This is a genomic window from Streptomyces sp. NPDC033136, from assembly GCF_055578235.1.
This window is the reverse complement of sequence record NZ_JBVIPD010000042.1, coordinates 1-26580: the sequence shown is the minus strand read 5'-3', so window position 1 is coordinate 26580 and position 26580 is coordinate 1. Positions and strand designations below refer to the sequence as shown.

The following is a 26580-nucleotide window of genomic DNA, read 5'->3' as shown; positions in this document are numbered from 1 at the left end:
TCCTGCCTTCATGCGCCCACCCGGCCAAGATCACCCGACCAGGGACCCCGTTCGATCAGAACCGTCCTCATGATCGATAGGCATACGGCTTCTCAGGCCAACTGAGGTGACCTGTTAGGGGTCTGTGCACCTCTTCCTTCCGGGCTCGGCCAGTCCGCTGGCCGATTGCCGTGAAAGAGGCGTGATTGTTCGATATATCGAGCAGCGTGCGGCAGTTCAAGATAGGTTTGGCCCGCGATTCCGTCAACGTTTCCGACGAGTACCGTCCGGTGCATTTCGCGCCGCCCGGATACCGAAGAATCCGCTCTGTCACACACGTTGACTTCCGCACGGGAAACCCTTTACGTTCGGCGCCGACCCCGTCCGGCAATTCGACCCACGTTCGGAATATCGGTCATTCGCGGTGCGAGAGCGGCCCCGCCTCCGGAAGGAACCCACCCCCCATGCCCCGAACCGCGCGCTTTCCAGTCGCCGGCCCTTCCCCTACCCCACCGCCTGGACACCGGGCTTCGACCCCCTCGAGATCCAGGCGGTGTTTCGCGTGGAAAGCCGTCCGTCCACGCAATGACTTCTGAGCAGGGACGGTTCTTGGACATCACCAGCCGACAGCACGGCCGGCTCGCCGCCGGAACGCTCATGCTGCCGGGCCTGCCGCCCCCGAGCAGGGCGGCGGCGGCCGTACCGCCCGCCGGCACGAGGGGCGACCAGTGCGACGGCACCTACGCCGATCCCATTCTCCCGGGCGACTTCAGCGACTGGGACCGCATCCGGATCCGCTCCAACTGCTACGGCATCACCCGCACGTTCGAGTACTCGCCCGGCATGGCCGTCCTGCACTCGAAGAACCCGGCCAGCCCGACCGCCGACGGCCGGACCAGCCGGCGGCGGCTGCACCCGCGGACCCGGGGGCGAGTTCGTCCTGGTCAACCGCAACAGCGGCAAGGTGCTCGACGTCAAGGGAGGCAGTACGGCCGACGGTGTCGCGCTGATCCAGTACCAGGACGTCGGCAGTTCCAACCAGCGATGGACCTTCCATCCCGTCACCGGCTTGGACCCCGAGGGGTGGAGGCGGAAGTCTCGCCGGGTGTCAACGACCAAGCAATTCCTCTCTCGTCATCGAAAGGTGCAAGATGTCTTCCTTCGTCAGCAGACGGCGCCTGCTGCAAGTAGCCGGGGCCACGGTCGCCGCATCTGCCACGGGATCCTTCATGGGCGCGGCTCCCGCGCAGGCGGCCGTTCCTCCCGCGATGGCCGACATAGGGGTCTTGGCGCACCCCTTCGCACTCGGCCAGGTCCGGCTCACCGCGAGCCGCTGGCTGGACAACCAGAACCGTACGCGGAACTACCTGCGTTTCGTCGATGTCGACCGGCTGCTGTACAACTTCCGCGCCAACCACCGGCTGTCCACCAACGGGGCGGCCGCCACCGGCGGTTGGGAAGCACCGACGTTCCCCTTCCGCACCCACGTCCAAGGGCACTTCCTCACGGCCTGGGCGCAGTTGTACGCCGTGACCGGGGACACCACCTGCCGGGACAAGGCAACCCACATGGTCGCGGAGCTGGCCAAGTGCCAGGCCAACAACAGCGCCGCCGGTTTCAACGCCGGGTACCTCTCCGGCTATCCCGAATCCGACTTCACCGCCCTCGAGCAGCGGACCCTGAGCAACGGCAATGTGCCGTACTACACCATCCACAAGACCCTCGCCGGCCTGCTGGACGTGTGGCGCCACATCGGCAGCACACAGGCCCGGGACGTGCTGCTCGCTCTGGCGGGATGGGTCGACTGGCGCACCGGCCGGCTGAGCGGCCAGCAGATGCAGGCCATGCTGCAAACCGAGTTCGGCGGCATGAACGCCGTGCTGACCGACCTCCACCAGCAGACAGGCGACGCGCGGTGGCTCACCGTCGCCCGGCGATTCGACCACGCCGCGGTGTTCGACCCCCTGGCGTCCAACCAGGACCGGCTCAACGGACTGCACGCCAACACCCAGGTACCCAAGTGGATCGGGGCCGCCCGGGAGTACAAGGCCACCGGCACGACCCGCTACCGGGACATCGCCACCAACGCCTGGAACCTCACCGTCAACGCGCACACCTACGCCATCGGCGGCAACAGCCAGGCGGAGCACTTCCGCGCTCCGAACGCCATCGCCGGCTACCTCAACAAGGACACGTGCGAAAGCTGCAATACCTTCAACATGCTCAGTCTCACCCGGGAGCTGTTCGCGCTGGACCCGGACCGGGTAGCGCTGTTCGACTACTACGAGCAGGCGTGGCTCAACCAGATGATCGGCCAACAGAACCCGGCCGACGACCACGGCCACGTCACCTACTTCACCCCCCTCAATCCGGGCGGCCGCCGCGGTGTGGGCCCGGCGTGGGGCGGCGGCACCTGGAGCACCGACTACGGCACCTTCTGGTGCTGCCAGGGCACAGGCCTGGAGATGCACACCAGGCTGATGGACTCCATCTACTTCCGTCGTGACGACACCCTGATCGTGAACCTGTTCGTGCCCTCGGTGCTCAACTGGTCGCAGCGTGGAATCACGGTCACCCAGACCACGACGTACCCCGTCAGCGACACCACGACCCTGCAGGTCACCGGCAACGTCAGCGGCACCTGGGCGATGCGCGTCCGCATCCCGGGCTGGACCGCCGGAGCCACGATCAGCGTCAACGGCACGCGGCAGGACATCGCCACCACGCCCGGCAGCTACGCCACCCTGACCCGCTCCTGGACCTCCGGCGACACGGTCACCGTCCGCCTGCCCATGCGGGTCGTCATGCGAGCGGCCAACGACAACGCGAAGGTCGCGGCGATCACCTACGGCCCGGTGGTCCTGTCCGGCAACTACGGTGACTCCGCGCTCAACTCCCTGCCGTCGCTGAACACGTCCTCGATCAAACGGACCAGCAGCAGTTCGCTCGCCTTCACCGCGACCGCCAACGGCTCCCCCGTCAGCCTGGGCCCGTTCCACGACGCGCACGGCCACAACTACACCGTCTACTGGAACACCAGCGGCACCGTCCGTCTCGCCAACGTGGGCAGCGGTCTCGTACTGGGCATCCAGAACATGTCCACGGCCGACGGCGGCCGCGCTCTGCAGTGGAACGACTCGGGCACCGCCGACCACGACTGGGAAATGATCACCGACGGAAACGCGGTCCGTTTCCGCAACGCCCACAGCGGCAAGGTGCTCGGCGTCCTGGACATGTCGAAGGCAGACGGCGCGACCGTCCTGCAGTGGGCGGACAACGGCACCGCCGACCACAGATGGACGCTGCTCGACCAGCGAGACGGGACGTACAAGATCCGCAACGAGCACAGCGGCAAGTTGCTCGCCATCGCGAACAACTCCACCGCCGTGGGTGCGTTCGCGGTCCAGGACCCGGACGACGGCACTGCCGACAACCGGTGGCGCATCGTGAGGAACTAGGGCGCCGAGGCATCACATCCTGGTCGGTCTCCAGCCTCTACCACGCTCGACCCTTCGACCCTCGTTCGATATCGAGAACAAACGGGGGCGATGCACAGCACATCGACAGTCCGGACAGCCTCTGACGGGGCCGAACCGGAAGCGCTCACTCAACGAATGAGGCCCGCATTGCGCAGACTACGTTTCAGCCGCGGACATCTGTCCGTGGTGCTCGCGGCCCTGGTCGCTTCGGCGGCGACGCTCGTCGCCAATCCGGCTCAGGCGGCCACCACCGGCGCCGTGCGCGGTGTCGGTTCCGACCGGTGCCTCGATGTACCTGGTGCCGCCCAGACCGACGGCACGAACCTGCAGATCTGGGACTGCCACGGCGGGACCAACCAACGGTGGACGCTGACGGACAGCAACCAGCTGACCGTGTACGGCAACAAGTGCCTGGACGTACCGGGCCACGCGACCACGGCCGGGACCCGGGTGCAGATCTACACCTGCAACGGCGGTGCGAACCAGCAGTGGCGGGTGAACGCCGACGGCACGATCGTCGGCGTACAGTCCGGGCTGTGTCTGGACGTCAGCGGAGGCGCCACGGCCAACGGCACGGCGGTGCAGCTCTGGAACTGCAACGGCGGCAGCAACCAGAAGTGGACCGGTCCGTCCGGGACGCCCAACTCGTGTTCCCTTCCGTCGGCGTACCGGTGGACGTCGACCGGTCCGCTGGCGCAGCCGTCGAACGGCTGGGTGGCGCTCAAGGACTTCACCACCGTGACGTACAACGGCCGGCACCTGGTCTACGCGACCACCTCTGACGGATCGTCGTGGGGCGCGATGACGTTCCGGCCCTTCACGAACTGGTCGGACATGGCCTCGGCCGGCCAGAGCGGGATCAGCGGGTCCGCGGTGGCACCCAAACTCTTCTACTTCGCGCCCAAGAAGATATGGGTGCTGGTCTCGAATGGGTGGGGCACCGCCTGGCCCTTCACCTACCGCACGTCCAGCGACCCCACCAATCCCAACGGCTGGTCCGCGCCGCAGGAGCTGTTCACCGGCAGCGTCCCCGTCGGCGGCCCGATCGACCCGACCGTGATCGCCGACGACCAGAACATGTACCTGTTCTTCGCCAACGACAAGGGCAGCATCTTCAAGTCGACCATGCCGATCGGGAACTTCCCGAGCAGCTTCGGCTCGTCGTACACGACGGTCATGAGCGACACGGAGGACAAGCTGTTCGAGGCGCCGGAGGTCTACAAGGTCCAGGGTCAGAACCAGTACCTCATGATCGTTGAGGCGAAGGGCTCGGGAGGCCGCTACTTCCGCTCCTTCACCACCTCCAGCCTGAACGGTCCGTGGACCCTCCAGGCCGGCAGCGAGAGCAGCCCCTTCGCAGGCAAGGCCAACAGCGGTGCCACCTGGACCAACGACATCAGCCACGGCGATCTGGTCCGCACCAACCCCGACCAGACCATGACCATCGACCCCTGCAAGCTGCAGTTCCTCTACCAGGGCAGGGACCCCCGCTCGGACGGCACGGACTACCTGAAACTGCCGTACCGGCCGGGCCTGCTCACCCTGCAGCGCTGACCTGCGCGTACGTGATCACAAGCTCGTGACCTTGCCCCTTGAGGGAGGCAGAGCGGCTTCCGCCTTGCCTCCCGGGAAGGACCCCCCATGGTTCCCGTGCACAGACGACTGCTGCGTCTCCTCACAGCCACCGCACTGACGCTCACCGCCACCGTCACCGCCTCCGCCGGCACGACCGCCGGGGCCGCACCGGGCAGCCCCGCGCTCACCCCTCCGCTGGGGTGGAACAGCTGGAACAGCTTCGGGTGCGGGATCACCGAGGCGCAGGTTCGTCAGGCCGCCGACGCGATGGTGTCCTCGGGTATGCGGGACGCCGGATACCGGTACGTGGTCGTCGACGACTGCTGGTTCGACCCGCAGCGTGACGCGGCGGGCAACCTGCGGGCCAACCCCGCCAAGTTCCCCAGCGGCATGAAGGCGCTCGGCGACTACATTCACGGCAAGGGCCTGAAGTTCGGCATCTACCAAGCCCCCAACGAGAAGACGTGCGCCCAGGGCGTGGGCACCTACCCCGGCTCCACCGGCAGCAAGGGCCACGAGGCCCAGGACGCCACCACGTTCGCTTCCTGGGGCGTGGACTACCTTAAGTACGACTGGTGCTCCGGCAGCGGCACCCTCAGCGAGCAGATCGCACAGTTCACCCTCATGCGAGACGCCCTGCGCGCCACCGGCCGCCCGATCGTCTACAGCATCAACCCCAACAGCTTCCACTCCCCCACCGGCGACACGTACAACTGGGGCGAGGTCGCCGACCTGTGGCGGACGACCGAGGACCTGCTCGACATCTGGCAGAACAACAACACCAACAGCTACCCGATGGGCGTCGGCAACGTCCTCGACGTCACCGCCCCGCTCGCGGCGCAGTCGGGCCCCGGACACTGGAACGACCCCGACATGCTGGTCGTCGGCCGCCCCGGCCTGTCCCTGACCGAGTCCCGCTCCCACTTCGCCCTGTGGGCACTCATGAGTGCCCCGCTCATGGCCGGCAACGACATCCGCACCATGTCCGCCGACGTGAGCGCCATCCTGCGCAACCCGCGCCTGCTCGCGGTCAACCAGGACTCGCTGGGCGCGGGCGGACGCCGAGTCCGCGACGACGGCGACACCGAGGTGTTCGCCAAGCCCCTGTCCGACGGCTCCGTCGCGGTCGGCCTGTTCAACCGAGGCGGCAGCGCTGCGACCGTCACCACCACGGCCGCCCAAGTCGGCTTGTCCGGCGGTTCGTTCACTCTCACCGACCTGTGGACCGGCGGCACGTCGACCACCTCCGGGCAGATCTCGGCGAGCGTCCCCGCGCACGGTGTCGCCGTGTTCAAGGTGACCGGCGGCAGCCCCCTGGCCTCCACCACCGCACGCCTGCGCGGTGCCGGTTCCGGCCGCTGCCTGGACGTGGACCGTGCCACCACGGCGGCCGGGACCAAGACGCTGATCTGGGACTGCCACACGGCCGCCAACCAGCTGTGGACCACCTGGGCCGGCGGCGAGATCCGCGTCTACGGCGACAAGTGCCTGGACGCCTCCAACCAGGGCACCACCAATGGCACGCCGGTCATCATCTGGCCCTGCAACGGCCAGAACAACCAGAAGTGGACCGTCGGTTCCGACGGGTCGATCCGCAACGTCCACGCCGGGCTGTGCCTCGACGTCAACGGGGCCGGGACCGGCAACGGGACCCCGGTCATCCTGTGGACCTGCAACGGCCAGAAGACCCAGAAGTGGAGCACGCTCCCGTAACAGGCAGGCGTCCGGCCAAAAGAGGGCAGTCCCACGACGGCGGACCAAGCTGCGGGGACTGCTCCTCCCGCACCGGGACCCGGACCTCGAGCGTGAACGGCAGACAGTGGAGGAAGCGGGCATCCCCACGGTCTACCGCGACCTCCGGCAGCTTGCCGCCGCCCACGCCCTTGATCTTGCAGCAGCCATCGCCGGTGTTGGTGACGGTCGGTAGACGGTGCCGTCGCCGGGCAGCGTGGTGGAGCCCAGGGCCGGCTTGACCGTCCGGGCAACTCACCTCGGTGCACTCGGAGTCGGATACGCAGGCTCCACCTCCCCGGCAGCGGAGACCGAGACCCCGCTCGCATCGACAACCGCTCGGTCGGCCCTCGCACCCCGACCGCCCCACTCGGGTGACAAGCGTGCCGTCACCACGACGAAGCACACCGCACACGGGGGACATGCGTCACCCGGAATCAGCCGGCCCCTTCCGCGCCTCCGGGGGTGGCCCTCGTAGTTCGACAGGAGACATACATGTCCGCGCTCCGCGCCCGGCTGTCGGCGATATTGCTCGCCGCGTGCCTGCTCTTCACAGGCCAGGCCTTGATCACACCGGACCGGGCGGCCGCAGCCGACCCGGGCTACCTGATGACGCACTTCATCGGGGAGGGGTCGAACGGTCAGCAGATCTACTTCTCGTACAGCACGGACGGCCTGAACTGGACTGAGCTCAACGGCGGCGGAACCACCCTTCGTTCCACCGTCGGCACGAAGGGGGTGCGCGACCCCGCACTGGTGAGATCCCCGAACGGTGACAAGTACTGGATCATCGCCACCGACCTGTGCATCAGCTGCGGGCAGAACTGGGAAGCCGCCGTGTACAACGGCAGCCGCAACCTCGTGGTGTGGGAGTCGACGGACCTGATCAACTGGTCGGAGCCGTGGCTGCTCAACGTCGCCGGCGCGATCCCCGACGGACGCAACGCCTGGGCGCCGGAAGCGATCTGGGACCCGGCCTCCGACGACTACGTCCTGTACTGGGCGACCAACAAGCCGGTCGACGGCGTGAAGAAGCACCGCATCTACTACGCACACACCGGCGACTTCCGTTCCATCACCACCCCGCGGATCTACATCGAGCGCCCCGGCATGCAGGAGATCATCGACACCCAGATCGTCGAGATGCCGGCCGGCGTCGGCGACTACCGCTATGTGCGGGCCTCCGGCGACGGGCAGATCACCATCGAAGGCAGCGACTCGATCCTCGGTACCTGGACCGATCTCGGCAACCTCTCCGGCATCGGCCTGACCGGTGCCCAGGTCGAGGGCCCGATGTGGATGAAGTTCCGCGACCGCGACGAATGGGCGCTCTACCTCGACCAGTACTCCTCCGGACGCGGGTACATGCCAGTCACGACGACCAACCCCACCGCCCCCGGCACCTACCGGATTCCGGCGTCGGGAACCTACTCCATGGGCGTCACGAAGAAGCGCCACGGCTCGATCCTGAACCTCACGGCCGCCGAGGAGTCCCGCGTGCTCGCACGCTGGAGCGACATCCCGGCCAACCGGCTCCAGTCGCACAACTTCCCGGACCGGTACGTGCGGCATGCCGACTTCGACGTGCGCATCGACCAGAACATCACCGGCCCGGACGCCCAGTTCAGGCTGCGCCCCGGACTGGCGGGCCCCGGCACCGTCTCCTTCGAGTCGGTGAACCACCGCGGGTACTTCCTGCGGCACTCCGGATACGACTTCCGGCTGGTCCGAAACGACGGCACCGCCCGGTTCGCCGCGGACGCCACCTTCCGGCAGGTCGCGGGGCTCGCCGACGCGACCTGGTCGTCCTTCCAGTCGTACAGCCACCCCGACCGGTACATCCGCCACTACGCCTACCAGCTCCGCCTCGACCCGATCACCACCGCGACAGGACGCGGTGACGCCACCTTCCGCGTGACGAACTGACCCGCACCGACAGGGACAGCGCCGCCCAGGCGCTGATCAGCGCCTGGGCGCCACGAGGTGATCCGAAGAAGTTCCAGGCTCGCGGCAACCTGTGGGGAACCTGCGACGACAAGAAAGCGGATCCGGCCAGTTCCGAGGCCGGGATCCTGCTTTCCCATGTGGAACAGGTATGCAAGGAGAACGCCTCCCCATGAACAACCCCAAGAACGGCGGGCGCCGCGGGCGTCACCGCCGCGGCTGGACCGCCACCGGTCTGCTGCTCGGCGTGCCCGCCGTTCTCGTGCCGTATCTCCTGTACGCGCAGGAGGACTCGCAGGCCGCGACGGTCGACGGCGACGCCTACTACCGGCTGGTTTCCGTGCGCAGCGGCAAGGTGCTGGACGTCAGCAGCTTCTCCACCGCCGACGGCACCCGCATCCAGCAATACACCGACCAGAACACCGCCAACCAGCAGTGGAGGCTGAAGCCCACCGGGGACGGCTACTACGAGCTGGTGAACCGCAACAGCGGCAAAGTGCTCGGCATAGCAGGCAATTCCACCGAGCAGGGGGCTACCGCCGAGCAGCAGACCGACAGTTCCGCCACCTCGCAGGAATGGCGGATCAGCAACGTGAGCGGTTCCGACGCCGTCACCTTCACCTCCCGCAGGAGCGGCCAGGTCCTGGACGTCTTTGGGGGCTCCACGGCCCAGCACGCGGCAGTCATCCAGTATCCCGGCAAGGGCAGCACCAACCAGCAGTGGAAGCTGGTGAAGGTGGCCGAGACCCAGGCGTCCGGGACCGGCAGTGCGCAGACCACGGCCGCGGCCGGACCGTATGTGTGGAAGAACGCCCAGGTGGTGGGCGGCGGTTACGTCACCGGGCTGGTGTTCAACCAGAAGGAGAAGGGCCTGCTGTACGCGCGCACCGACATGGGCGGCGCCTACCGCTGGGACACCGGGGCCGAGCAGTGGATCCCGCTGACCGACTGGATCGGCGAGAAGGACTGGAACCTGCTGGGCATCGACTCGGTGGCCACCGACCCCGTCGACCCCGAGCGGCTCTACCTCGGGGCGGGCACCTACACCAACGAGTGGGCGGGCAACGGCGCGATCCTGCGCTCAACCGACCGGGGCCGCACCTTCAAGCGCACCGATCTGCCCTTCAAGCTGGGCGCCAACGAGGACGGCCGCGGTGCGGGCGAACGGCTCGCGATCAACCCCGCCGACAACGGCACCCTGCTGCTCGGCACCCGCAAGAACGGCCTGTGGCGCAGTGACGACCACGGCGTGACATGGCGGCAGGTCTCCTCGTTCCCCGTCAAGGACGGGGCGAGCAGTGGCGCCGGCATCTCCTTCGTGACGTACGGCCCGGCCGGCAGCAAGACGATCTACGTCGGCGTCGCCGACAGGTCCACCTCCCTGTACCGCTCCACCGACGGCGGCGGCAGCTGGCAGGCCGTCGCCGGGCAGCCCACCGGCCGGCTGCCGCAGCACGGCGTGCTCTCCGGTGACGGCTCGCTGTACCTGACGTACACCGACAACCTCGGACCCAACGGCGTGACGGCGGGCTCGGTGTGGAAGTACACGCCGAACCGCGGGGCGTGGAAGAACGTCTCCCCGTCCCAGGGCGACTACGGGTTCTCCGGGCTGGCCGTCGACCCGCGCAAGCCCTCCACGGTGATGGTCACCACCCTCGGCCGCTGGTGGCCCGAGGACGAGATCTACCGCAGCACCGACGGCGGCACGACCTGGAAGGCCCTGGCTGACAAGTCCGTGCGCAACGCCGCCGCCGCTCCCTACGTCGGCACCCACACCGGGCACTGGATGACCGCTCTGGCCATCGATCCCTTCGACTCCGGGCACGTGCTGTACGGCACCGGCAACGGCATCCTGCGCAGCAAGGACGCCAACGCGTCCGACAGCGGCGGCACCAGCCACTGGAGCATGGGCGCCCGAGGGCTGGAGGAGACCGCGCTGCTGGACGCTATCGCCCCTCCCGGTGGCGCCACCGTCATCACCGCCATGGGCGACCAAGGCGGCTTCCGGCACGACTCCCTGACCAAGGTGCCCGCCGGGCGACTGAAGAACCCGATGATGACCAACAGCACCGACATCGACTTCGCCCAGTCCAAGCCCTCGACGATGGTCCGCGTCGGCCGTGGCGGCGCGCAGGACGGCGCGTACTCCACCGACGGCGGTCTCAGCTGGAACGGCTTCAAGGCAGAACCGGTGGCCGGTGCCCAAGAGGGGCACGTCGCGCTCGCGGCGGACGGCTCCACCATCGTCTGGACCCAGGCCGGTCAGGTTCCGTACCGCTCGACCGACAAGGGGGCAAGCTGGTCGAAGACCATCGGCCTGGGTGCCGACACGGCGGTCGTCGCCGACCGCTCGTCGGCCAAGACCTTCTACGCGCTGTCGGGCGGCACGCTCTACGCCAGCACCGACGGCGGCGCGACCTTCACCGCCCGCGCCGGCAACCTGCCCGACGGCCGGCTCAAGGCCGTCCCCGGCATCGCCGGAGACCTGTGGATCGCCGGCAGCACCAAGGGGCTGCTGCACTCCACCGACGGCGGCCGGACCTTCACCACCCTCAGGTCGGTGCAGTCCGCCTCCGCCGTCGGCTTCGGCAAGGCCAAGCCGGGCGCCGGCTATCAGGCCCTGTACCTGATCGGCACCGTCAAGGACGTCACCGGAGTCTTCCGCTCCACCGACAAGGGTGCCACCTGGCTCCGCGTCAACGACGAGGCCCACCAGTGGGGCGCCATCGGCGGCGTCGGCGTCATCACCGGCGACCCCGACACCTACGGCCGCGTCTACGTCGGCACCAACGGACGCGGCCTCCAGTACGGCGACCCGTCCTGACCCACACACCCGAGCGGGGCCGCAGCCACCACAGCAGGCGGCCCCGCCATGGCTGAGGGACCTGGCCCGACACGGCACAGCGGCATCACACACCACGGCCATCCCGTACCTCCCGCACACCCGCACTTGTGCGCCCCGGCATGTCGGGGCGATATCCGGCAATTCGAAACAGACAGTGGCTCGCCGTGTCGTCGTCGAGCACACCCACGATCCGGCAGGCCCTCACTTCCATGCAGGCAAACCGAAGAGCGATTTCATGGCCGCTTCGGTTGGCCGCCACCTGTGTGCCGCCTCGGTCGACGAATCCGACTACTGGGTCGTAGTGCACGATTTCTGAGGTCTGATGAACGTCACGAGCCTCATTTCCGGTCGGTTTCCACGCGACCGACCGAACCGATGAGAGAGTCCTCGCCGACGAGTTGCCAGTCCATCCAGTTGCCAACGAGGTCGGCGGCGATGACGTCCTCGGCCTGGTTCTGCGTGCCGCAGGCGGTACTTCCCTGGAAGGTCCCAGCCAGGCTATTGCTACCTCTCACTCTGCCGGTTGATGCCGTAGGCAAAGCCGAGCAGGCTGAGACCGCACAGGAACAGCACCATGAAGATGCTCGGTGGTGCAATCCTCACGGTTCCCACAGCGATGCCCAGAATCAGCGCACCGGCGCCCCAGAGCTGAGGGTGCGCGTGGCGGCGGATCGACCGGACCGGGACCCGTCCCGTGGTGATGGCAGCTCCCCCTAGGGCGACCATTATCAAGGAAAGGGCGACCGTAAAAATGAGGAAAAGCAGGGACACTAGCGGCTCCTTTTGTGTGGTGTGCGTAAGGGCGTCTGAGCAAGACTTAAATGTTCATGAGCGGCGCAGTCTGCGATGAGAGCGGTTCCACTACGGGCACGCGGCGGGCGCTGGGCCGGAGCACGGGGTGACCTTGATCGGTAGTTGGCGGGTGCCGCAGCCGGACCGGCTGGTCGCGTAGCGTCTTTGATCTCTGGTTGGCGGGCTCCTTGATTGATAGTTGGCGGTTCGGAGACCGTGATCCGTGACTCGACGGTGAGGAGGGTCTCCGCCCGCCGACGTAGATCAGTAGTGCGTTGCGATGCCGTAAACGCGGCGGAGTTGTGCCATGTCGTGACGATCGCGTTCCGAGGGCTCGTAGCCCTGGTGGAAGTAGACCTGCTGTTCGGCGGACAAGCACGCGACTGACGTCCCATGGATGGTGCCCGTCACGAAGCACGAGGACGGGTAGGTGAATGGACGCTCGGGTTCGGGTGACGCCTGCACTGCTGAGCCGTCGTCGGCGAAGACCAGCGGGTGAAGGTCAATCTCTCGTCCGTCCGGTACCGTCACGACGAATCGGATGGGCCTCCAGTTCAGGGTCTCCACGAAACCGACCTCATGGAGGGCCTCCACCACAACGTCTTCCTGGTCCTGCCGGTGCATCAAGTCCAGGTCCCGATGGTTTCGCGTCTGCTCGCCGACCAGAGCGTCGATCCCCCATCCTCCGCCGATCCAGACGTCCGCATTCGCCTGTCGTAACAGGGCCAGGACGAACAACACGTCTTCAGCTGTCATCACCTGACACAGGCTAGAAGCGTCCGCCCAGTGCCGCGAACGTTTTCCTGTCAGCCTTCCGCTGGCTGCTGGTGGCAGGGGCGAGCTCGGCGTGCGCAGCAAGAACACATCTTCGAAGTTGACCGCACCCACAGTCACCAGACCGATCGGCCCAACCAAGAATCAAATCCGCCAACTAACGATCAAAGTCACAGCAGGGACACCGCACCGCGGGGAATGCCTCCACGCCGCCTTCTTGGCGCCTGCTTCGCCGAATGCCGTGCGCCGGAAGCCGCTACTGGCCCACCGGCGCACGGACCCGCGGCTCGTCACCGCCAGACGGACTTCAGATGCCACGCCTGCATGTGGTTGAGGGTGGCGGTGCCGCCTTCGGCGAAGACCTCGACGCCGGTGCTGGAGGGGTCGGGGAAGATCTGGTCGGTGATCACTGCCTCGCCGTTGCCGCCGAAGACCTCGACGGACGACCAGTCGAGGAGGATGCGTAGCTTGACCTTGCCGTTCTTGGGCTTCAGGGGTGCGGTCTGGACGCCGGGGAAGGTGCTGTTGAAGTCTCCGGCGCCGGAGCGGGTGCGATCGACGTACAGCTCCTGCGTTGTGGTGTCGTAGCCGATGACTGTCTCCTCGCCGCCTGCTCCGGTGCGGACCTTCAGGCCGAAGCGGTCGGCGTCCTTGAGGGAGAAGGTGGCCTCGATGTCGAGTGCCTTGCCCTTGGCCGTGGGGCCGATCAGGGGCTTGGAGGTGCTCTTGACAGTGACGTCGGACGCGGTCGCCGCCGGGCGGTTGTGGCGGAGGGAGTCCAGGCTGCCCACCGGCTTGCTGGTCAGCCGGATCCGGCCGTCGATCGTGCGCAGTGCCATTTCCCGGGGAATGCTCTGCGCGCTGCGCCAGGGGGAGGTGGGGATGGATTGGCCGTAGTCCCAGTTGTTCATCCAGCCGATCATGTAGCGCTTGCCGCCCGGTGCGTTCTCCCAGGACACCGCCGCGTAGTAGTCCTTGCCATAGTCGGTCCAATCGGCGCGCCGTACGACGGACTTGGCGGGCTTGTCAGCGGCGGTGAACTGGTCGGCCATGACGTGGCCCCAGCCGGCGGTGTTCATGTCGAGGATCTGGATCTGCGCCTTCTTGCCGACGTACGGGCGCATGTCGAAGGACGCCCAGTCCAGGGTCTCGCTGTCGGCGCCGGTCGCGCTGCGGACGACCTTGCCGTCGACGATCAGGTTGACGGACGTCTCCTGGGAGACGCGCTGGGCCTGGGCGTCGGACAGCACGATGTGGTCGACGTTGAGGTGGCCCCAGCCGCCGGTGTTGTCGTCGACGATCCTGATCTGCGCCTTCTTGCCGGCGAGGTCGCCGACGTCCCAGGAGGCCCAGTTGAGAGCCTCGGCGTCCTTTCCGGTGGCGCTGCGGACGACCTGGCCGTCCACGAGCAGCTCGACGGCGGTCGGGTGGTCGGAGCCGGCCGGGTGGTTGCCGCCGCCGATGAGGAAGTTGATGTGCTTCTTGTCGATGGTGAACTCGGGCGATGTGAGTGTGCCGGTGGTCGAGTCGCCGTTCAGGAAGGTGTTGACCAGCCCGTCTCCCAGGAATCCGGAGACCTGCCCCTGGTCGGGGAGGGTGCCGGGGGCCGGCGCGGTGCCGAAGGCGTCCCCAGTCTTCGTCCAGTCGCCGTAGGTTCCGCCTTCGAAGTCGGCGAGGACCGTGCCCTCGGGCGGAGTTCCGTCCATGACGGTTCCGGCCTCGCGCGGATGCCGCCCGCCACCGACCTTAAAGTTCAGGTAGGCGCTGTCCACGGTGAATTCGGGTGAGGTGAGTGTGCCAGTGGCGCCGTCACCGCCGTGGAAGCTGTTGGCGAGGCCCTTGCCGTCGAAGCCGGTGACCGCCCCCTGCCAGTCCACCGCACCGGTTGCCGGCCCCTGGCCGAACGCGGTGCCGGTGGTCGTCCAGGAACCGAAATTGGTGCCCTCGAAGTCCTGCACCACCGTGCCGGTGGGCGGGGTGTAGGTGCCCTTGTCGTCGGCGGTGAACTTCTTGCCATCGAAGTCACCGATGAAGTACTGCGAGCCCGAACCGCCCGCGATACCACCGGGATTGATGTTGACGACCAGCACCCACTTGATGTTCTTCTTGTCGCCGTCGACCGCGAGGGGGAACAGGTCGGGGCACTCCCACACACCGCCCGTCGCACCGGCCGGCCCGAACTCGCTCTGCAGCTTCCAGTCCTTGAGGTTCTTCGACGAGTAGAACCGCACCTTGTGCTCGGTGGACAGCGACACCGTCATCAGCCAGCTCTTGGTCGGCGCGTACCACTGGACCTTGGGGTCGCGGAAGTTGTTGGAGCCGATGTCGATGACGGGATTGCCCTGGTACTTGGTCCAGGTCCGGCCGCGGTCGGTGCTGTAGGCGAGCGACTGGGCCTGCTTGCCGCCGTTCTTGTAGGCGCTGGTGTAGATCGCCACCATGGGCGGGTTCTTCTTCGTCCCGAAGCCGGTGGTGTTGTTCCAGTCGACGACCGCGCCGCCGGAGAACACCATCTCCTCGTCGTCGTGCGACAGGGCGAGCGGCAACTCCTCCCAGTGCACCAGGTCCTTGCTCACCGCGTGCCCCCAGGACATGTCGCCCCAGGAGTTGCCGTTCGGGTTGTACTGGTAGAAGAGGTGGTACTCGCCCTTGTAGTACACGAGGCCGTTGGGGTCGTTCATCCAGTTCTTGTGCGGAGTGAAGTGGAACTGGGGTCTGTAGGTCTCGGTGTACGGCGGGGTGTCGGCGGCGACGGCCTGGGGAGTGAGTGGGGCTGCGGACAGGGCGCAGACGGTCGCGACCGCCGCCATCATCCGTATGCGGGCATGCCGGGATACGTGTGCAGAGCTCATGGTGTCTCCTAGTCCCGCGGCTCGTCGGCGCAGCACTGACTGCGGCCCCGGCGCGGACGGACCGAAAAGTGACATCCCAGCGGCGTCGACGTCCACGCAGCCGACTGGGGTGTCAGCGACGACGTATGTCATCGATGACAGCGAGTGCCCGATTATGAAGGGCAATCCGGCCAGTGCGTCAACGGTGCGGGCGTGATTGCTCCGGGACGGGTCTGCGGTCCGTCGGGCATCGTCGGCGGTCGGCAGCCGCGCCAATGAGCTCGGCCGTGGCGGGTTGGAGTCGGCAACCGCGCAGGTCAGAGCGGTGGCTTGGGTGGCAACCGGCAGGCTTCCGCGGCATCGTGCGAGACCGAGATCGGCTGCGTTAACGAGTTGTTTCCGGGGTGTTGACCGGTGGGGCCTCTCGGTGCTTCACTTCCGGAACCGGTACCGAAACCGGTTCCGGGACTGCTTCCGGTACCGGTTACACGGGTCTCTGTACGATCGGCCCTTCGGTGCGGGAGGGAAGTCTTCCGCCTCTGCGGGAAGGGAGGGGAGGTGACATGGGAGTCACGATCGCCGACGTGGCCGCGCGGGCCGGCGTCAGCAAGACGACGGTCTCGCGGGTGCTGAACGGCAAGGGCGAGATCCACGAGAACACCATCGTGAAGGTCCGCGAGGCGATCTCGGAGCTCGGCTATGTGCCGAGCGCCGGGGCAGTGGGCCTCGCACGCGGCACGACACAGATGATCGGCATGCTGGTCCCTGATTTGGCCTGGGCCTGGGCCGGCATAGTGCAGGCGGTCGTCGAGACGCTGGAGGCCGAGGGCTTCGGGCTGCGGATGCTGACCTGGAACCGCGGTGAGGAGTCACTGCGCAGGCTGGGCCTGCAGGTCGCTGCCAAGTCGTTCGACGGTCTGCTGGTGATAGAGCCTGAGGGGGCCCTGGGATCCATCACGGAACTGCACGAGGCCGGACTGCCGGTGGTGCTGATAGACGACCGCTTCCAGCGGCCGGGATTCCCCTATGTGGCCACCACCAACCGGGAGGGCGGTGAGCAGGCGGCGCGCCACCTGCTGGACCTCGGTCGCCGTCGCCCTCTGGTGGTGACCGGCCCAGATGAGTACGGGTGCACGCAGGAACGGCTGGGCGGCTTCGTTGACGCGTATGCGCAGGCCGGGATCGAATTGGACCCACGCAGAATCATCTGCGGCGACTTCCTGTTCGACGACGGCCGGAGCGCGGTGGCGCAAGCTCTCGCGGACGGCGTGGAGTTCGACGCGGTCTTCGGGCACAACGACCCCTTGGCAGCCGGCGCGATCGCGGCCCTGCACGAGGCCGGCCTCACGATTCCGCGGGATGTCGCCGTGGTGGGGTTCGACGACGTCGAGGTGGCGTCGTACACCTATCCGGCCTTGACCACCGTCCGCCAGCCGATGCGGGAGATGGGCGAGGCAGCGGCGCGTCTGCTGCTCGACCACGTGCGCAGATCGCCCGAGGCCGCTCCCTCGCGCATCATTCCCACCAGCCTCGTGATCCGCGGCTCGACGTTAGAGCCGAGCCCGAACTGACGCGTGCTCATCGGCGGTGTGTACGTGATGGCGCCTCGCAGCAGGGCGGTGCGTTGCCGGTGACGCACCGCCCCCGGTGTCCTTGAAACCTCGGCGACCCCACTTCGGCCTCGCCTTCCTTGCAACCATGGCGGCTGCACACGCGTTCATGCGGCACCGCCCACATGCACCCTTCCGCTCGCGCGTTCCCGATCCGGGACACCGAACGGCACGCCTGGCCCACCCCGCCCGGCCCCTACCCACTCCGCGTCGGATGCTCCAGCCGCGCCCTGCGGCTGACCGCCGATGCCGCTGTCACCGCAGACGGTCCCCACCCGTGCGCCGGCCCATCCGGGCGTCCGCCCGCTCTCACCCTTAGCCCCCCGCGCCTGTATCGCTCAACGGCAAGGAGCCGCATCATGCGTATCACTACCCGTCACGCTGTCAGAACTGTCCAGACCCTGTGCGTCACCGTCACGGCAGCCCTCGTGGCCACCGGCTGCGGCCGGAGCGAGGACTCCGGCCCCGGCAAGGACGCACCCGCCGAGATAGCCGCGGGCAAGGCCAAGGGGACGGTGGTCATGTGGTCCATGGGCGACCCCGACGAAGACCTGAAGGAACTGGCCAAGAAGTTCGAGCAGGAGAACCCGGACGCAGACGTCAAGATCACCGCGGTCCCGTGGGACGGCGCCCACGACAAGCTGACCACCGCGATAGCCGGCGGCAACACACCGGACATGTCCATGGTGGGCAGCACCTGGATGGCCGAGATGGCCGCCTTGAACGGCTTCCAGGCCACCCCGACGTCGATCAAGTCCTCGGACTTCTACCCCGGCCAGTGGGACACCACCAAGTACAAGGGCATCTCCTACGGCGTCCCGTTCATCGCCGACACCCAAGCGGTCTTCTACCGGACCGACATCACCAAGGAGGCCGGTATCAAGGGCGCCCTGGCTAGTGACCGGGCCGGGTACCTGAAGGACCTCAAGGCCATCCAGGCCACCGCCGGCAAGGAGAACCCCAAGCTGCGCCATGCCAGCGGGCTGGTGATGGGCTTCAACTCCTGGATTTTCTGGGTGCCGATGGTATGGCAGCAGGGCGGTGACATCTACGACGCCAAGACCGGGAAGTTCACCTTCGACTCGCCCGAGGTCGCCAAGGCGCTGGAGGACTACGCGAGCGTCCCCAAGCAGGGCCTGGCGCCGACCGACAGGTCGGACAACGTGCAGGGCTTCCGCGACGGGCTGATCGCCGTTTACCAGGAGGGTGCGTGGGCCGGTGGCAGCCTCCACAAGGACGCCCCGGAGCTGGACGGCAAGTGGAAGACCATGCCGATGCCGTACACCAAGCAGCCCGCCGGGTTCGCCGGCGGCAGCGACCTGGCGGTGTTCAAGGAGGCCAAGAACCCCGACGCGGCATGGAAGTTCGTCCAGTTCCTGACCGAGCCCGCCAACCTCGCGACCTATTCCAAGGCCACCGGCAGCCTGCCTCCTTCGCCCCAGGCGTGGACAGAGGGAAAGCTGACCGAGGACGAGAACTTGAAGGCGTTCGCCGAGCAGCTCGAGGTCAGCAAGGCGCCGCCCGCCATCACGACCTGGCAGCAGATCGCCGACACCATCGACTCCGAACTGGAGAAGCTGACCCTCGGCAAGGCCACCGTCGCCGAGGTGCAGAAGACGTTGCAGTCCAAGGCCACCAGCATCGGCACCGGCCGCTGAGCGCCACCGCGTGAGTACGCCTCGTATGGACAACCCTCGCACGGACGGATGACATCCATGTCCACGAAAACGCTCCCCGAGCGGGGCGGCACCCACGAGCAGGGCACCGCAGGGTCGGAACGGAGTGCCGATCGCCGGCACTCCGGGCTCCGGAGCACAGCGCGCGGCAGGCAGGCCCGGGCCGCCTGGGTCCTCGCCGGCCCGTTCCTCGCGCTGTTCTTGGCCTTCATGCTGCTGCCGGTGGTGTGGTCGCTGCTGATGGGCCTGACCGACACCAAGAGCGCGGACCTGCGCACACCGCTGAGCGTGTCGTTCGTCGGCTTCGACAACTACGTACGCCTCTTTGAGGACCCGCAGTTTTTCACGGCCCTGCGCAACACGGGCGCGTTCGTCCTGGTGGCCCTGCCCCTGACCCTGGCCGCCGGGCTCGCGGCGGCGGTTGCCCTCGACCGGGGCATCCGCCGCTTCCGGGCCGTCTTCCGGGTCGGCTTCTACCTGCCGGTGATCACCAGCATCGTGGCCGTCGCCGTGGTGTGGAAGACGCTCCTGGAACCTCGCGCGGGACTGGCGAACCTCGTCCTGGGCTGGTTCGGGATCGAAGGTCCGGCCTGGCTGGCGGACACCCGCTTCGCCCTGCCCGTCATGATCGTGATGGCGATATGGCGCAACCTCGGCACGGTCATGATCATCATGCTGGCGGGTCTGCAGTCCGTGCCCCGGTCCCTGATGGAAGCGGCCGAACTCGACGGCGCCGGGCCCTGGCAGCGGTTCTGGCGGGTCACCTTCCCGCTCCTGCGGCCGGCCCTGCTGCTGACCGCCGTGACCACCGGCATCGGCTATCTGCAGTTCTTCGACGAGCCGTTCGTGATGACCGATGGCGGACCGCTGGACTCCACCCTGTCGGCGACGTTGTACGCCTACAAACAGTTCGGCAACGGCAACTACGAGATGGCGTCGGCCGCCGGCTACGTCATCTTCGTCCTCATCGTGGCGCTGACCGTGCTGCAGTTCCGCGTGCTGCGAGACAAGGACTGATGCCTCATGAGCACCCTCTCCACTCTCCGAACGCCACAACCGGGCACGAACCGCGCCCTGAGGCGCCGCCGCATCCGCCAGAACTGGGGCCAGCCCTGGCTGTACATACCGCTAGCCGGCGCCCTGCTGCTGATGATCGCGCCGTTCCTGTGGATGCTGTCCGGGTCGTTCAAGCCCGAGGCCGACATCCGCAGGGTCCCGCCCGTCCTGATACCCACGGCGCCCACGACCGCCAACTACGGCGAGCTGTTCAGCACGCTCGACTTCACGAGCATGTTCGCCAACTCCGTGATCGTGGCCCTCGCCGTGACCGCGGGCAACCTGATCTTCTGCTCGATGCTCGGATACGCCCTGGCCAAGCTGGAGTTCCGCGGACAGCGCGCCGTCTTCCTGCTGGTCATGGGGACGCTCATGATCCCCGGCCTGGTCACCTTCGTACCGCTGTACGTGCTGGTGGCCAACATGCAGCTGACCGGCTCCCTGCTCGGGCTGATCCTGCCGTTCCTGGCCACGCCCTTCGGGGTGTTCCTCATGCGGCAGTTCATCTCCACCCTGCCCGACGAACTGATCGACGCCGCCCGCGTCGACGGCTGCCGCGAACTGGCCATCTTCGCGAAGATCATCCTGCCGCTGACCAAGCCCGCCCTCGCCACCCTCGGGATCATCACCTTCCTCGGCTCCTGGAACAACTTCCTGTGGCCCCTGGTCGTGGCCCAGAACGAGAGCCAGTACACCCTTCCCGTCGGCCTCGCCCTGGCCAGCAGCGGACAGTCCTTCACCCGCTTCGGCATCCTGCTCGCCGGCGCCATGGTCGTCCTACTGCCGGTGATGATCGTCTTCCTGCTCTTCCAGCGCCAGTTCGTGGCCGGCATCGCCACCACCGGCCTGAAGTGACACCTCTGCTCCCACCGCGCCGCCCCCTGCCACCGGTTCCGCCCGGGGCAGCGGGCAGGCAGCGCGCGAGCCCCGCCGCGCCAGTCCGAGCTCCACCACGGCAGACGGCAGCGTCCTTGCGACAAAGCGCTCGAAGTCGCCAACCAACTCTCTGACCTGTGACGACTCATCTCTTGGAGAACAACGTGGGACAGCCGGTCCGCTCTGCGGCGTACCTGGATCCGGAATCATCCGTGGAAGCGAGGATCGAGGATCTGCTGTCACGGATGACCCTGCCGGAGAAGGTCGGGCAGCTGCTGATGCTCGACGCACAACACGGGGACCTGGCCGACATCGTGTCGGCCAAACTCGCCGGATCTGTCCTGCACGTGTCCCCCGACCTGATGCCGCAGGCCATGGAACTGGCCGGGCGGACACGGCTCGGCATTCCGTTGCTGACAGCCGACGACGGCATCCACGGCCACTCGTTCTGGCCGGGCGCGACCATCTTCCCGACACAGCTGGCCATGGCCTGCACCTGGGACCCCTCCTTGCTCCACCGGGTGGCACGCGCGGCCGCGACCGAGATCGCGGCGACCGGAATCCACGGGACGTTCTCCCCAGTGCTGTGCATCACCCGGGACCTGCGCTGGGGCCGGATCAACGAGACGTTCGGCGAGGACCCCTTCCTGATCGGCGAACTCGGCGCGGCGATGGTGCGCGGCTACCAGGGCGAGGGCCTCAGCGACCCGACAGCCGTGCTGGCGTACGCCAAGCACTTCGCGGGCTACTCCGAAACCCTGGGCGGGCGCGACGCGAGTGAAGCCGATCTCAGCCCGCGCAAGCTGCGCTCGTGGTTCCTGCCCCCGTTCGAGCAGGCGGCCCGGGCCGGCTGCCGCGGCTTCATGCTCGGGTACCAGTCGATCGATGGCGTGCCCATCACCGCGAATCAGTGGCTGATCAACGATGTACTCAAGGGCGAGTGGGGCTTCACCGGGACGCTGGTGACCGACTGGGACAACGTCGGCCGGATGGTCTACGACCAGCGGACCTGCGCCGACTACGCCGAGGCGGCGGCGGTCGCCGTCAACTCCGGGAACGACCTCATCATGGCCACGCCGCAGTTCTTCGAGGGCGCGCAGGAGGCGGTCGCCCGCGGCCTGGTCGAGGAGAAACAGATCGATGACGCGGTGCGGCGGGTTCTGCGGCTGAAGTTCGAGCTCGGACTCTTCGAGGATTCCCGCACCCCCGACCCCGAACGGCAGGCGCAGGTGATCGGCTGCCGCACCCACGCCGACCTCAACCTCGAAACAGCCCGTCGGTCCCTGGTGTTGCTGCGCAACGAGGGCATCTTGCCCCTCGAAGGCAGGCTGACCTCGGACGGAACCGGCCGCGCCGCAAGCCAGGGCACCCCGCGGACGATCGCGGTCATCGGCCCCAACGCCGACAGCCCGGAAGCCATGCTCGGCGACTGGGCGGGCGCCACCGGCCAGGTCCCATGGATGCCCGAAGGCCATCCCCGCGAGACGGTGGAGACGGTGCTCGACGGCCTTCGCGCCGTCGCACCCGCCGACTGGACCGTCACGCACGCCCGCGGAGCCGACATCGCAAGCCCCGCCCATGCCCCCGAGTGGTCCACCGGGCCCGACGGCCAGCCACTGCCGCCCGTTTTCACCCCCGCCCCGGTCGACCAGGCGCAGCTTCGGGAGGCTGTCGCCGCAGCAGAGGCCGCCGACTACGCCGTCGTGGTCGTGGGGGACACCATCGCCCTCACGGGCGAGACGCGCTCGACGGCCACGCTCGACCTTCAAGGAAGCCAGATCGCTCTGCTGGACGCGGTCGCCGCCACCGGCACACCCATGATCGTCGTACTGGTCCAGTCGAAGCCGAGCACCCTCCCGGAGTCGGCACTGAACGCGGCAGCACTCATCGAGGCGTTCAACCCGGGCATGCGCGGTGGCCGCGCCATCGCCGAACTCCTCCTCGGACTCGTCGAACCCAGCGGCCGGCTCCCGGTCTCCTTCGCCCGCCATGTCGGACAGCAACCGGTCTTCTACAACCAGGTGCGAGGCCAGCACGGGGAGCGCTACGCGGACCTCACCCAAGACCCCTTGTTCGCGTTCGGCGAGGGCCTCACCTACACCACCGTCACCTACTCCGACCTCGTCGTGCACGACCCGGACGTCCCCGCCGACGGCACCGTCGACGCGACAGTACGACTGACCAACAGCGGAAGCCGTCCGGCCCTGGAAACGGTCCAGGCGTACATCAGCGACCTGACCACCAGCGTCACCTGGGCCGAGCAGGAGCTGAAGGGATTCACCCAGGTCGACATCCCTCCCGGCGAAAGCCTGGACGTCCATTTCAGCGTCCCTGCCGCGCAGTGCTCACTCGTCACGGCCGACAACCGCCGAGTGGTCGAACCAGGTGAGTTCATGCTCCGAGTCGGCCCCAGCTCACGGCGGGAGCACCAGCTGAGCGCGGGATTCCGCATCCGGGTCTGAAGCCCTCGACCGGGCCTGAAGACCCCCGCCCCGTCGGCCCGCCGCCCCGCCAGCCAGAGGGCCGGCGGGGCGGGACCCATCTGACCCGGCCGCTCTGACATACGGAAAGGCACGCGTGTGTCCACCACACCCCGCGATCCGCACCACCCCGTCGCGCACCTGCGCCCGCCCCGCAACTGGATCAACGACCCCAACGGGCTGGTCTTCCACGACGGCTACTACCACGTGTACTACCAGTACAACCCGTCCGGAGCGACCCACGCGAACATGCACTGGGGCCACTTCCGCAGCCCCGACCTGCTGACCTGGGAGCCGCTGCCGATCGCCCTGTCCCCGAACCCCGATGGCGTGGACGCCGACGGCTGCTTCTCCGGCAACGCCGTCTCCGACGGCGACCGGCTGATCGCCTTCTACTCCGCGCACCGCGAGGACCGCTCGTTCCAGCACCAGCCGGTCACCTGCGCCTTTTCCCACGACGGCGGCAACAGTTTCCGCCCGCGCGGCGAACTGCTCATCCCCGAGCTGCCCGAGGACTGCACCATGTACCGCGACCCGTACGTCTGGCAGGACGGCGACGGCTGGCGGATGCTGGTCGGCGCCGCCCTCGCGGACGGCCGCGCCGCCGCCCTTCTCTACGACTCACCCGACCTGGAGAACTGGACCTACCGGGGCCCCTTCGCGGCCCGCCGTCCGGAGCCCATCGGTGGTACCGACCTGTTCACCGGCGAGGGCTGGGAATGCCCCCAATACCTCCCGGCAGCCGACGGACCCGGCGCCCTCCTCTTCAGCACCTGGACCGAACCCACCGGTCCGCAGAGGGTCGCGGCCCTGATCGGCGAAGAGCATGACGGCCACTTCGAGGCCGGCCCAGCGGTACCCGCCGACCACGGCCCCGATTGCTACGCGCCCGCCCTGCTGCGGGCACCGGGCGACCGGTGGCTGCTGTGGGGCTGGTCGTGGGAAGCCCGCGACGAAGCCTGGGCCGTCGCGGACGGATGGGCCGGCATCCTCACCCTGCCCCGCGAGATCCATGTCCACGACGACGGCACCCTGCGCCAGCAGCCCGCCACCGAACTGCTCGCCTTGCGCGGCGAGCACGCTGTCCACGCGAAGGGCGTGACCGACGGCCCGCAGCCGGTGGACCTCGGCAGCGTGGGCCGCGCCTTCGACCTGACGGCCCGCCTGGAGCAGACCACCGGAAACGCCGGTCTGCGGCTGCTCACCACCCCGGACGGCTCCGAGTACCTCGACATCCGCCTCGATGCCGACGCGGGCGAACTGGTCGTCGACCGTGACCACGCCTCACTGGACCCCCGGGCCTGCGGCGGCTCCTACCGGATGCCCTGCCCCTCTGGTCAGCCGGTCGACCTGCGCGTGGTCGTCGACCACTCCATCGCCGAAATCTTCCTGACTACCACCGGCCAGGTCCTCACCCTGCGCTTCTACCCCACAGGGCAAGGCCCGTGGCGACTTGAGGCCCGCAGCGCACCGGGTACGCGCCTCGGCTTCGCGGTCGAGGCGTGGGAGCTGCACCCGCTCGTGATCAAGGAGCCGAGCACCGGCACCGCAGAGCCGGCGCCGACGTCGCCGTAGAACCGACTCCACCCGGTCGATCCCCCACCTCGGCAATGTGTCCCACCCCCTCTCCCAAGTACTGACCAAGCAGGTCCGAAGGAGGATCTTCCATGAGCTCATACGGTCTCGGACGACGCCAGTTCCTGGCCACCGCCGTTGGTGTCGCCGCAGCCTGGACCTCGGTTTCAGGGAACGCCATCGCCGCCCCGCAACTGAAGCAAGCCTCACGTGACAATTCCGTCCGTGTGTGGCTGACGGACGTATCGGCCGACAAGTGGGTCGCCGGCCAGGACGATGTGCTGTTCAAGGCGAAGAGAACGGCCAACCCGCTCACGATCAAGATCGACGACAGCGTCAAGTACCAGAAGGTCCAAGGCTTCGGCGCGGCCATGACCGACTCCTCCGCCTGGCTCATCGACAAGCTGTCCCCTGCCGAGCGGACCAAGCTGATGAAGAAGCTGTTCGATCCCTCGAAGGGAATCGGCCTCAGCCTGCTCCGCTCCCCGATGGGCGCCACGGATTTCAACGCGTCCGGGAACTACTCCTACAACGACGTGCCCCAGGGACAAACGGACCCCACGCTGTCCAACTTCTCCGTCCAGCATGACGTGCCGTACATCATTCCGGCCTTGCGGCAGGCCCTCTCACTCAACCCGTCCATCAAGATCATGGCCAACCCGTGGAGCCCGCCAGGCTGGATGAAGACCTCCGACTCCATGATCGGAGGCACTCTCAAGAGCGAGTACACCTCCGCGCTGGCCAACTACTTCGTCAAGTTCATCCACGCCTATGGCGAAGCCGGCGTGCCCATCTCCTACATTTCCCCGCAGAACGAACCCATGGGTACTCCCACCTGGCCCGGGATGTTCCTGTCCGCGTACCAGGAAGCCGAGTTGATCCAGGAGATCGGCAAGGCGTTCGAAGCCAACGGAATCTCCACGAAGATCCTGGCTTGGGACCACAACTGGGACGTGCCCTCGTATCCGGAGACGATCTTCAGCGACCCCGCAGCCTCCAAGTACACCGCGGGAACCGGATGGCACATCTACAGCGGCAACCCGAACTACCAGACGGTGGTCCACAACGACTACCCGAGCAAGGAAACCTTCATCACGGAAGCCACCGGAGGGGTTTGGCAGGACAGCGACCAGACGGCGTTCAGCGAAGCACTGGGAACGTGGATCATCAACGGAACGCGCAACTGGGCGAACGGGGTGATGCTGTGGAACATCGCACTCGACCCCGATCGGGGCCCGCTCAACAGCGACACGGACGGCATACTGAGGGGCCTTGCGTTCTTCGGACAGGGACTTGACCGACTAAATCATGCAGCAAGACGCAATTTTTCGAAATCGGCGTGGACTTCGCGCGGCGG

Annotated in this window: 15 protein-coding genes; 12 read left to right on the top strand and 3 right to left on the bottom strand. The window is 67.6% G+C overall.

Going from position 1 to position 26580, the window contains the following annotated elements; translation table 11 throughout:
• Positions 1-1130: 1130 nt before the first annotated feature.
• The 5 genes from ACZ5TL_RS38835 to ACZ5TL_RS38815 all read left to right on the top strand — a co-directional run bounded on the left by ACZ5TL_RS38835 (position 1131) and on the right by ACZ5TL_RS38815 (position 11532).
• The gene (locus ACZ5TL_RS38835) at positions 1131-3437 is read left to right on the top strand and encodes a beta-L-arabinofuranosidase domain-containing protein (protein WP_468595487.1); all 2307 of its coding nucleotides are present in this window, start codon (positions 1131-1133) and stop codon (positions 3435-3437) included.
• A gap of 156 nt (positions 3438-3593) precedes the next feature.
• Complete coding sequence (locus tag ACZ5TL_RS38830) at positions 3594-5012, top strand: non-reducing end alpha-L-arabinofuranosidase family hydrolase (RefSeq protein WP_468595486.1); 1419 nt, start codon at positions 3594-3596, stop codon at positions 5010-5012.
• A gap of 87 nt (positions 5013-5099) precedes the next feature.
• Positions 5100-6746, top strand: coding sequence for a glycoside hydrolase family 27 protein (locus ACZ5TL_RS38825; RefSeq protein WP_468595485.1), 1647 nt, complete (start codon positions 5100-5102; stop codon positions 6744-6746).
• A 513-nt stretch (positions 6747-7259) separates the two neighbouring features.
• A complete protein-coding gene (locus ACZ5TL_RS38820) occupies positions 7260-8690 on the top strand; it encodes a glycoside hydrolase family 43 protein (protein ID WP_468595484.1) in 1431 nt (476 codons plus the stop codon).
• A 190-nt stretch (positions 8691-8880) separates the two neighbouring features.
• Positions 8881-11532, top strand: a complete 2652-nt coding sequence (locus tag ACZ5TL_RS38815) for an RICIN domain-containing protein (RefSeq protein ID WP_468595483.1) — start codon at positions 8881-8883, stop codon at positions 11530-11532.
• 525 nt (positions 11533-12057) lie between these two features.
• On the opposite strand, the gene ACZ5TL_RS38810 is transcribed toward ACZ5TL_RS38815, so the two are convergent.
• The 3 genes from ACZ5TL_RS38810 to ACZ5TL_RS38800 form a co-directional block, all read right to left on the bottom strand.
• Positions 12058-12324: a hypothetical protein gene (locus ACZ5TL_RS38810; protein ID WP_468595482.1), complete on the bottom strand. Its 267-nt coding sequence runs from the start codon at positions 12322-12324 to the stop codon at positions 12058-12060.
• A gap of 285 nt (positions 12325-12609) precedes the next feature.
• Positions 12610-13101 (bottom strand): nucleotidyltransferase domain-containing protein, encoded by a 492-nt coding sequence (locus ACZ5TL_RS38805; RefSeq protein WP_468595481.1) that lies wholly within the window; start codon positions 13099-13101, stop codon positions 12610-12612.
• Between the two features lie 308 nt (positions 13102-13409).
• Positions 13410-15971 (bottom strand): GH32 C-terminal domain-containing protein, encoded by a 2562-nt coding sequence (locus ACZ5TL_RS38800; RefSeq protein ID WP_468595480.1) that lies wholly within the window; start codon positions 15969-15971, stop codon positions 13410-13412.
• Positions 15972-16489: 518 nt separating this feature from the next.
• On the opposite strand from ACZ5TL_RS38800, the gene ACZ5TL_RS38795 reads away from it, so the two are divergent.
• The 7 genes from ACZ5TL_RS38795 to ACZ5TL_RS38765 form a co-directional block, all read left to right on the top strand.
• On the top strand, positions 16490-17521 hold the full coding sequence (locus ACZ5TL_RS38795; protein ID WP_468595489.1) for a LacI family DNA-binding transcriptional regulator: 1032 nt from the start codon (positions 16490-16492) through the stop codon (positions 17519-17521).
• A 398-nt stretch (positions 17522-17919) separates the two neighbouring features.
• Complete coding sequence (locus ACZ5TL_RS38790; RefSeq protein WP_468595479.1) at positions 17920-19218, top strand: extracellular solute-binding protein; 1299 nt, start codon at positions 17920-17922, stop codon at positions 19216-19218.
• Positions 19219-19266: 48 nt separating this feature from the next.
• A complete protein-coding gene (locus tag ACZ5TL_RS38785; protein ID WP_468595478.1) occupies positions 19267-20253 on the top strand; it encodes a carbohydrate ABC transporter permease in 987 nt (328 codons plus the stop codon).
• Between the two features lie 6 nt (positions 20254-20259).
• Positions 20260-21147, top strand: coding sequence for a carbohydrate ABC transporter permease (locus ACZ5TL_RS38780; protein ID WP_037667824.1), 888 nt, complete (start codon positions 20260-20262; stop codon positions 21145-21147).
• 185 nt (positions 21148-21332) lie between these two features.
• Positions 21333-23630 (top strand): glycoside hydrolase family 3 N-terminal domain-containing protein, encoded by a 2298-nt coding sequence (locus ACZ5TL_RS38775; RefSeq protein ID WP_468595488.1) that lies wholly within the window; start codon positions 21333-21335, stop codon positions 23628-23630.
• Between the two features lie 117 nt (positions 23631-23747).
• On the top strand, positions 23748-25223 hold the full coding sequence (locus ACZ5TL_RS38770; protein ID WP_468595477.1) for a glycoside hydrolase family 32 protein: 1476 nt from the start codon (positions 23748-23750) through the stop codon (positions 25221-25223).
• A gap of 92 nt (positions 25224-25315) precedes the next feature.
• The coding region (locus ACZ5TL_RS38765) for a glycoside hydrolase family 30 protein (RefSeq protein WP_468595476.1) at positions 25316-26580 on the top strand (1265 nt) is incomplete at its 3' end.

Excerpts from the sequence above, each read along its gene's own strand:
- ACZ5TL_RS38835 (WP_468595487.1), top strand. The coding sequence starts at position 1,131 with ATGTCTTCCTTCGTCAGCAGACGGCGCCTGCTGCAAGTAGCCGGGGCC.
- ACZ5TL_RS38830 (WP_468595486.1), top strand. The coding sequence starts at position 3,594 with ATGAGGCCCGCATTGCGCAGACTACGTTTCAGCCGCGGACATCTGTCC.
- ACZ5TL_RS38825 (WP_468595485.1), top strand. The coding sequence starts at position 5,100 with ATGGTTCCCGTGCACAGACGACTGCTGCGTCTCCTCACAGCCACCGCA.
- ACZ5TL_RS38820 (WP_468595484.1), top strand. The coding sequence starts at position 7,260 with ATGTCCGCGCTCCGCGCCCGGCTGTCGGCGATATTGCTCGCCGCGTGC.
- ACZ5TL_RS38815 (WP_468595483.1), top strand. The coding sequence starts at position 8,881 with ATGAACAACCCCAAGAACGGCGGGCGCCGCGGGCGTCACCGCCGCGGC.
- ACZ5TL_RS38805 (WP_468595481.1), bottom strand. The coding sequence starts at position 13,101 with ATGACAGCTGAAGACGTGTTGTTCGTCCTGGCCCTGTTACGACAGGCG.
- ACZ5TL_RS38800 (WP_468595480.1), bottom strand. The coding sequence starts at position 15,971 with ATGAGCTCTGCACACGTATCCCGGCATGCCCGCATACGGATGATGGCG.
- ACZ5TL_RS38790 (WP_468595479.1), top strand. The coding sequence starts at position 17,920 with ATGCGTATCACTACCCGTCACGCTGTCAGAACTGTCCAGACCCTGTGC.
- ACZ5TL_RS38785 (WP_468595478.1), top strand. The coding sequence starts at position 19,267 with ATGACATCCATGTCCACGAAAACGCTCCCCGAGCGGGGCGGCACCCAC.
- ACZ5TL_RS38780 (WP_037667824.1), top strand. The coding sequence starts at position 20,260 with ATGAGCACCCTCTCCACTCTCCGAACGCCACAACCGGGCACGAACCGC.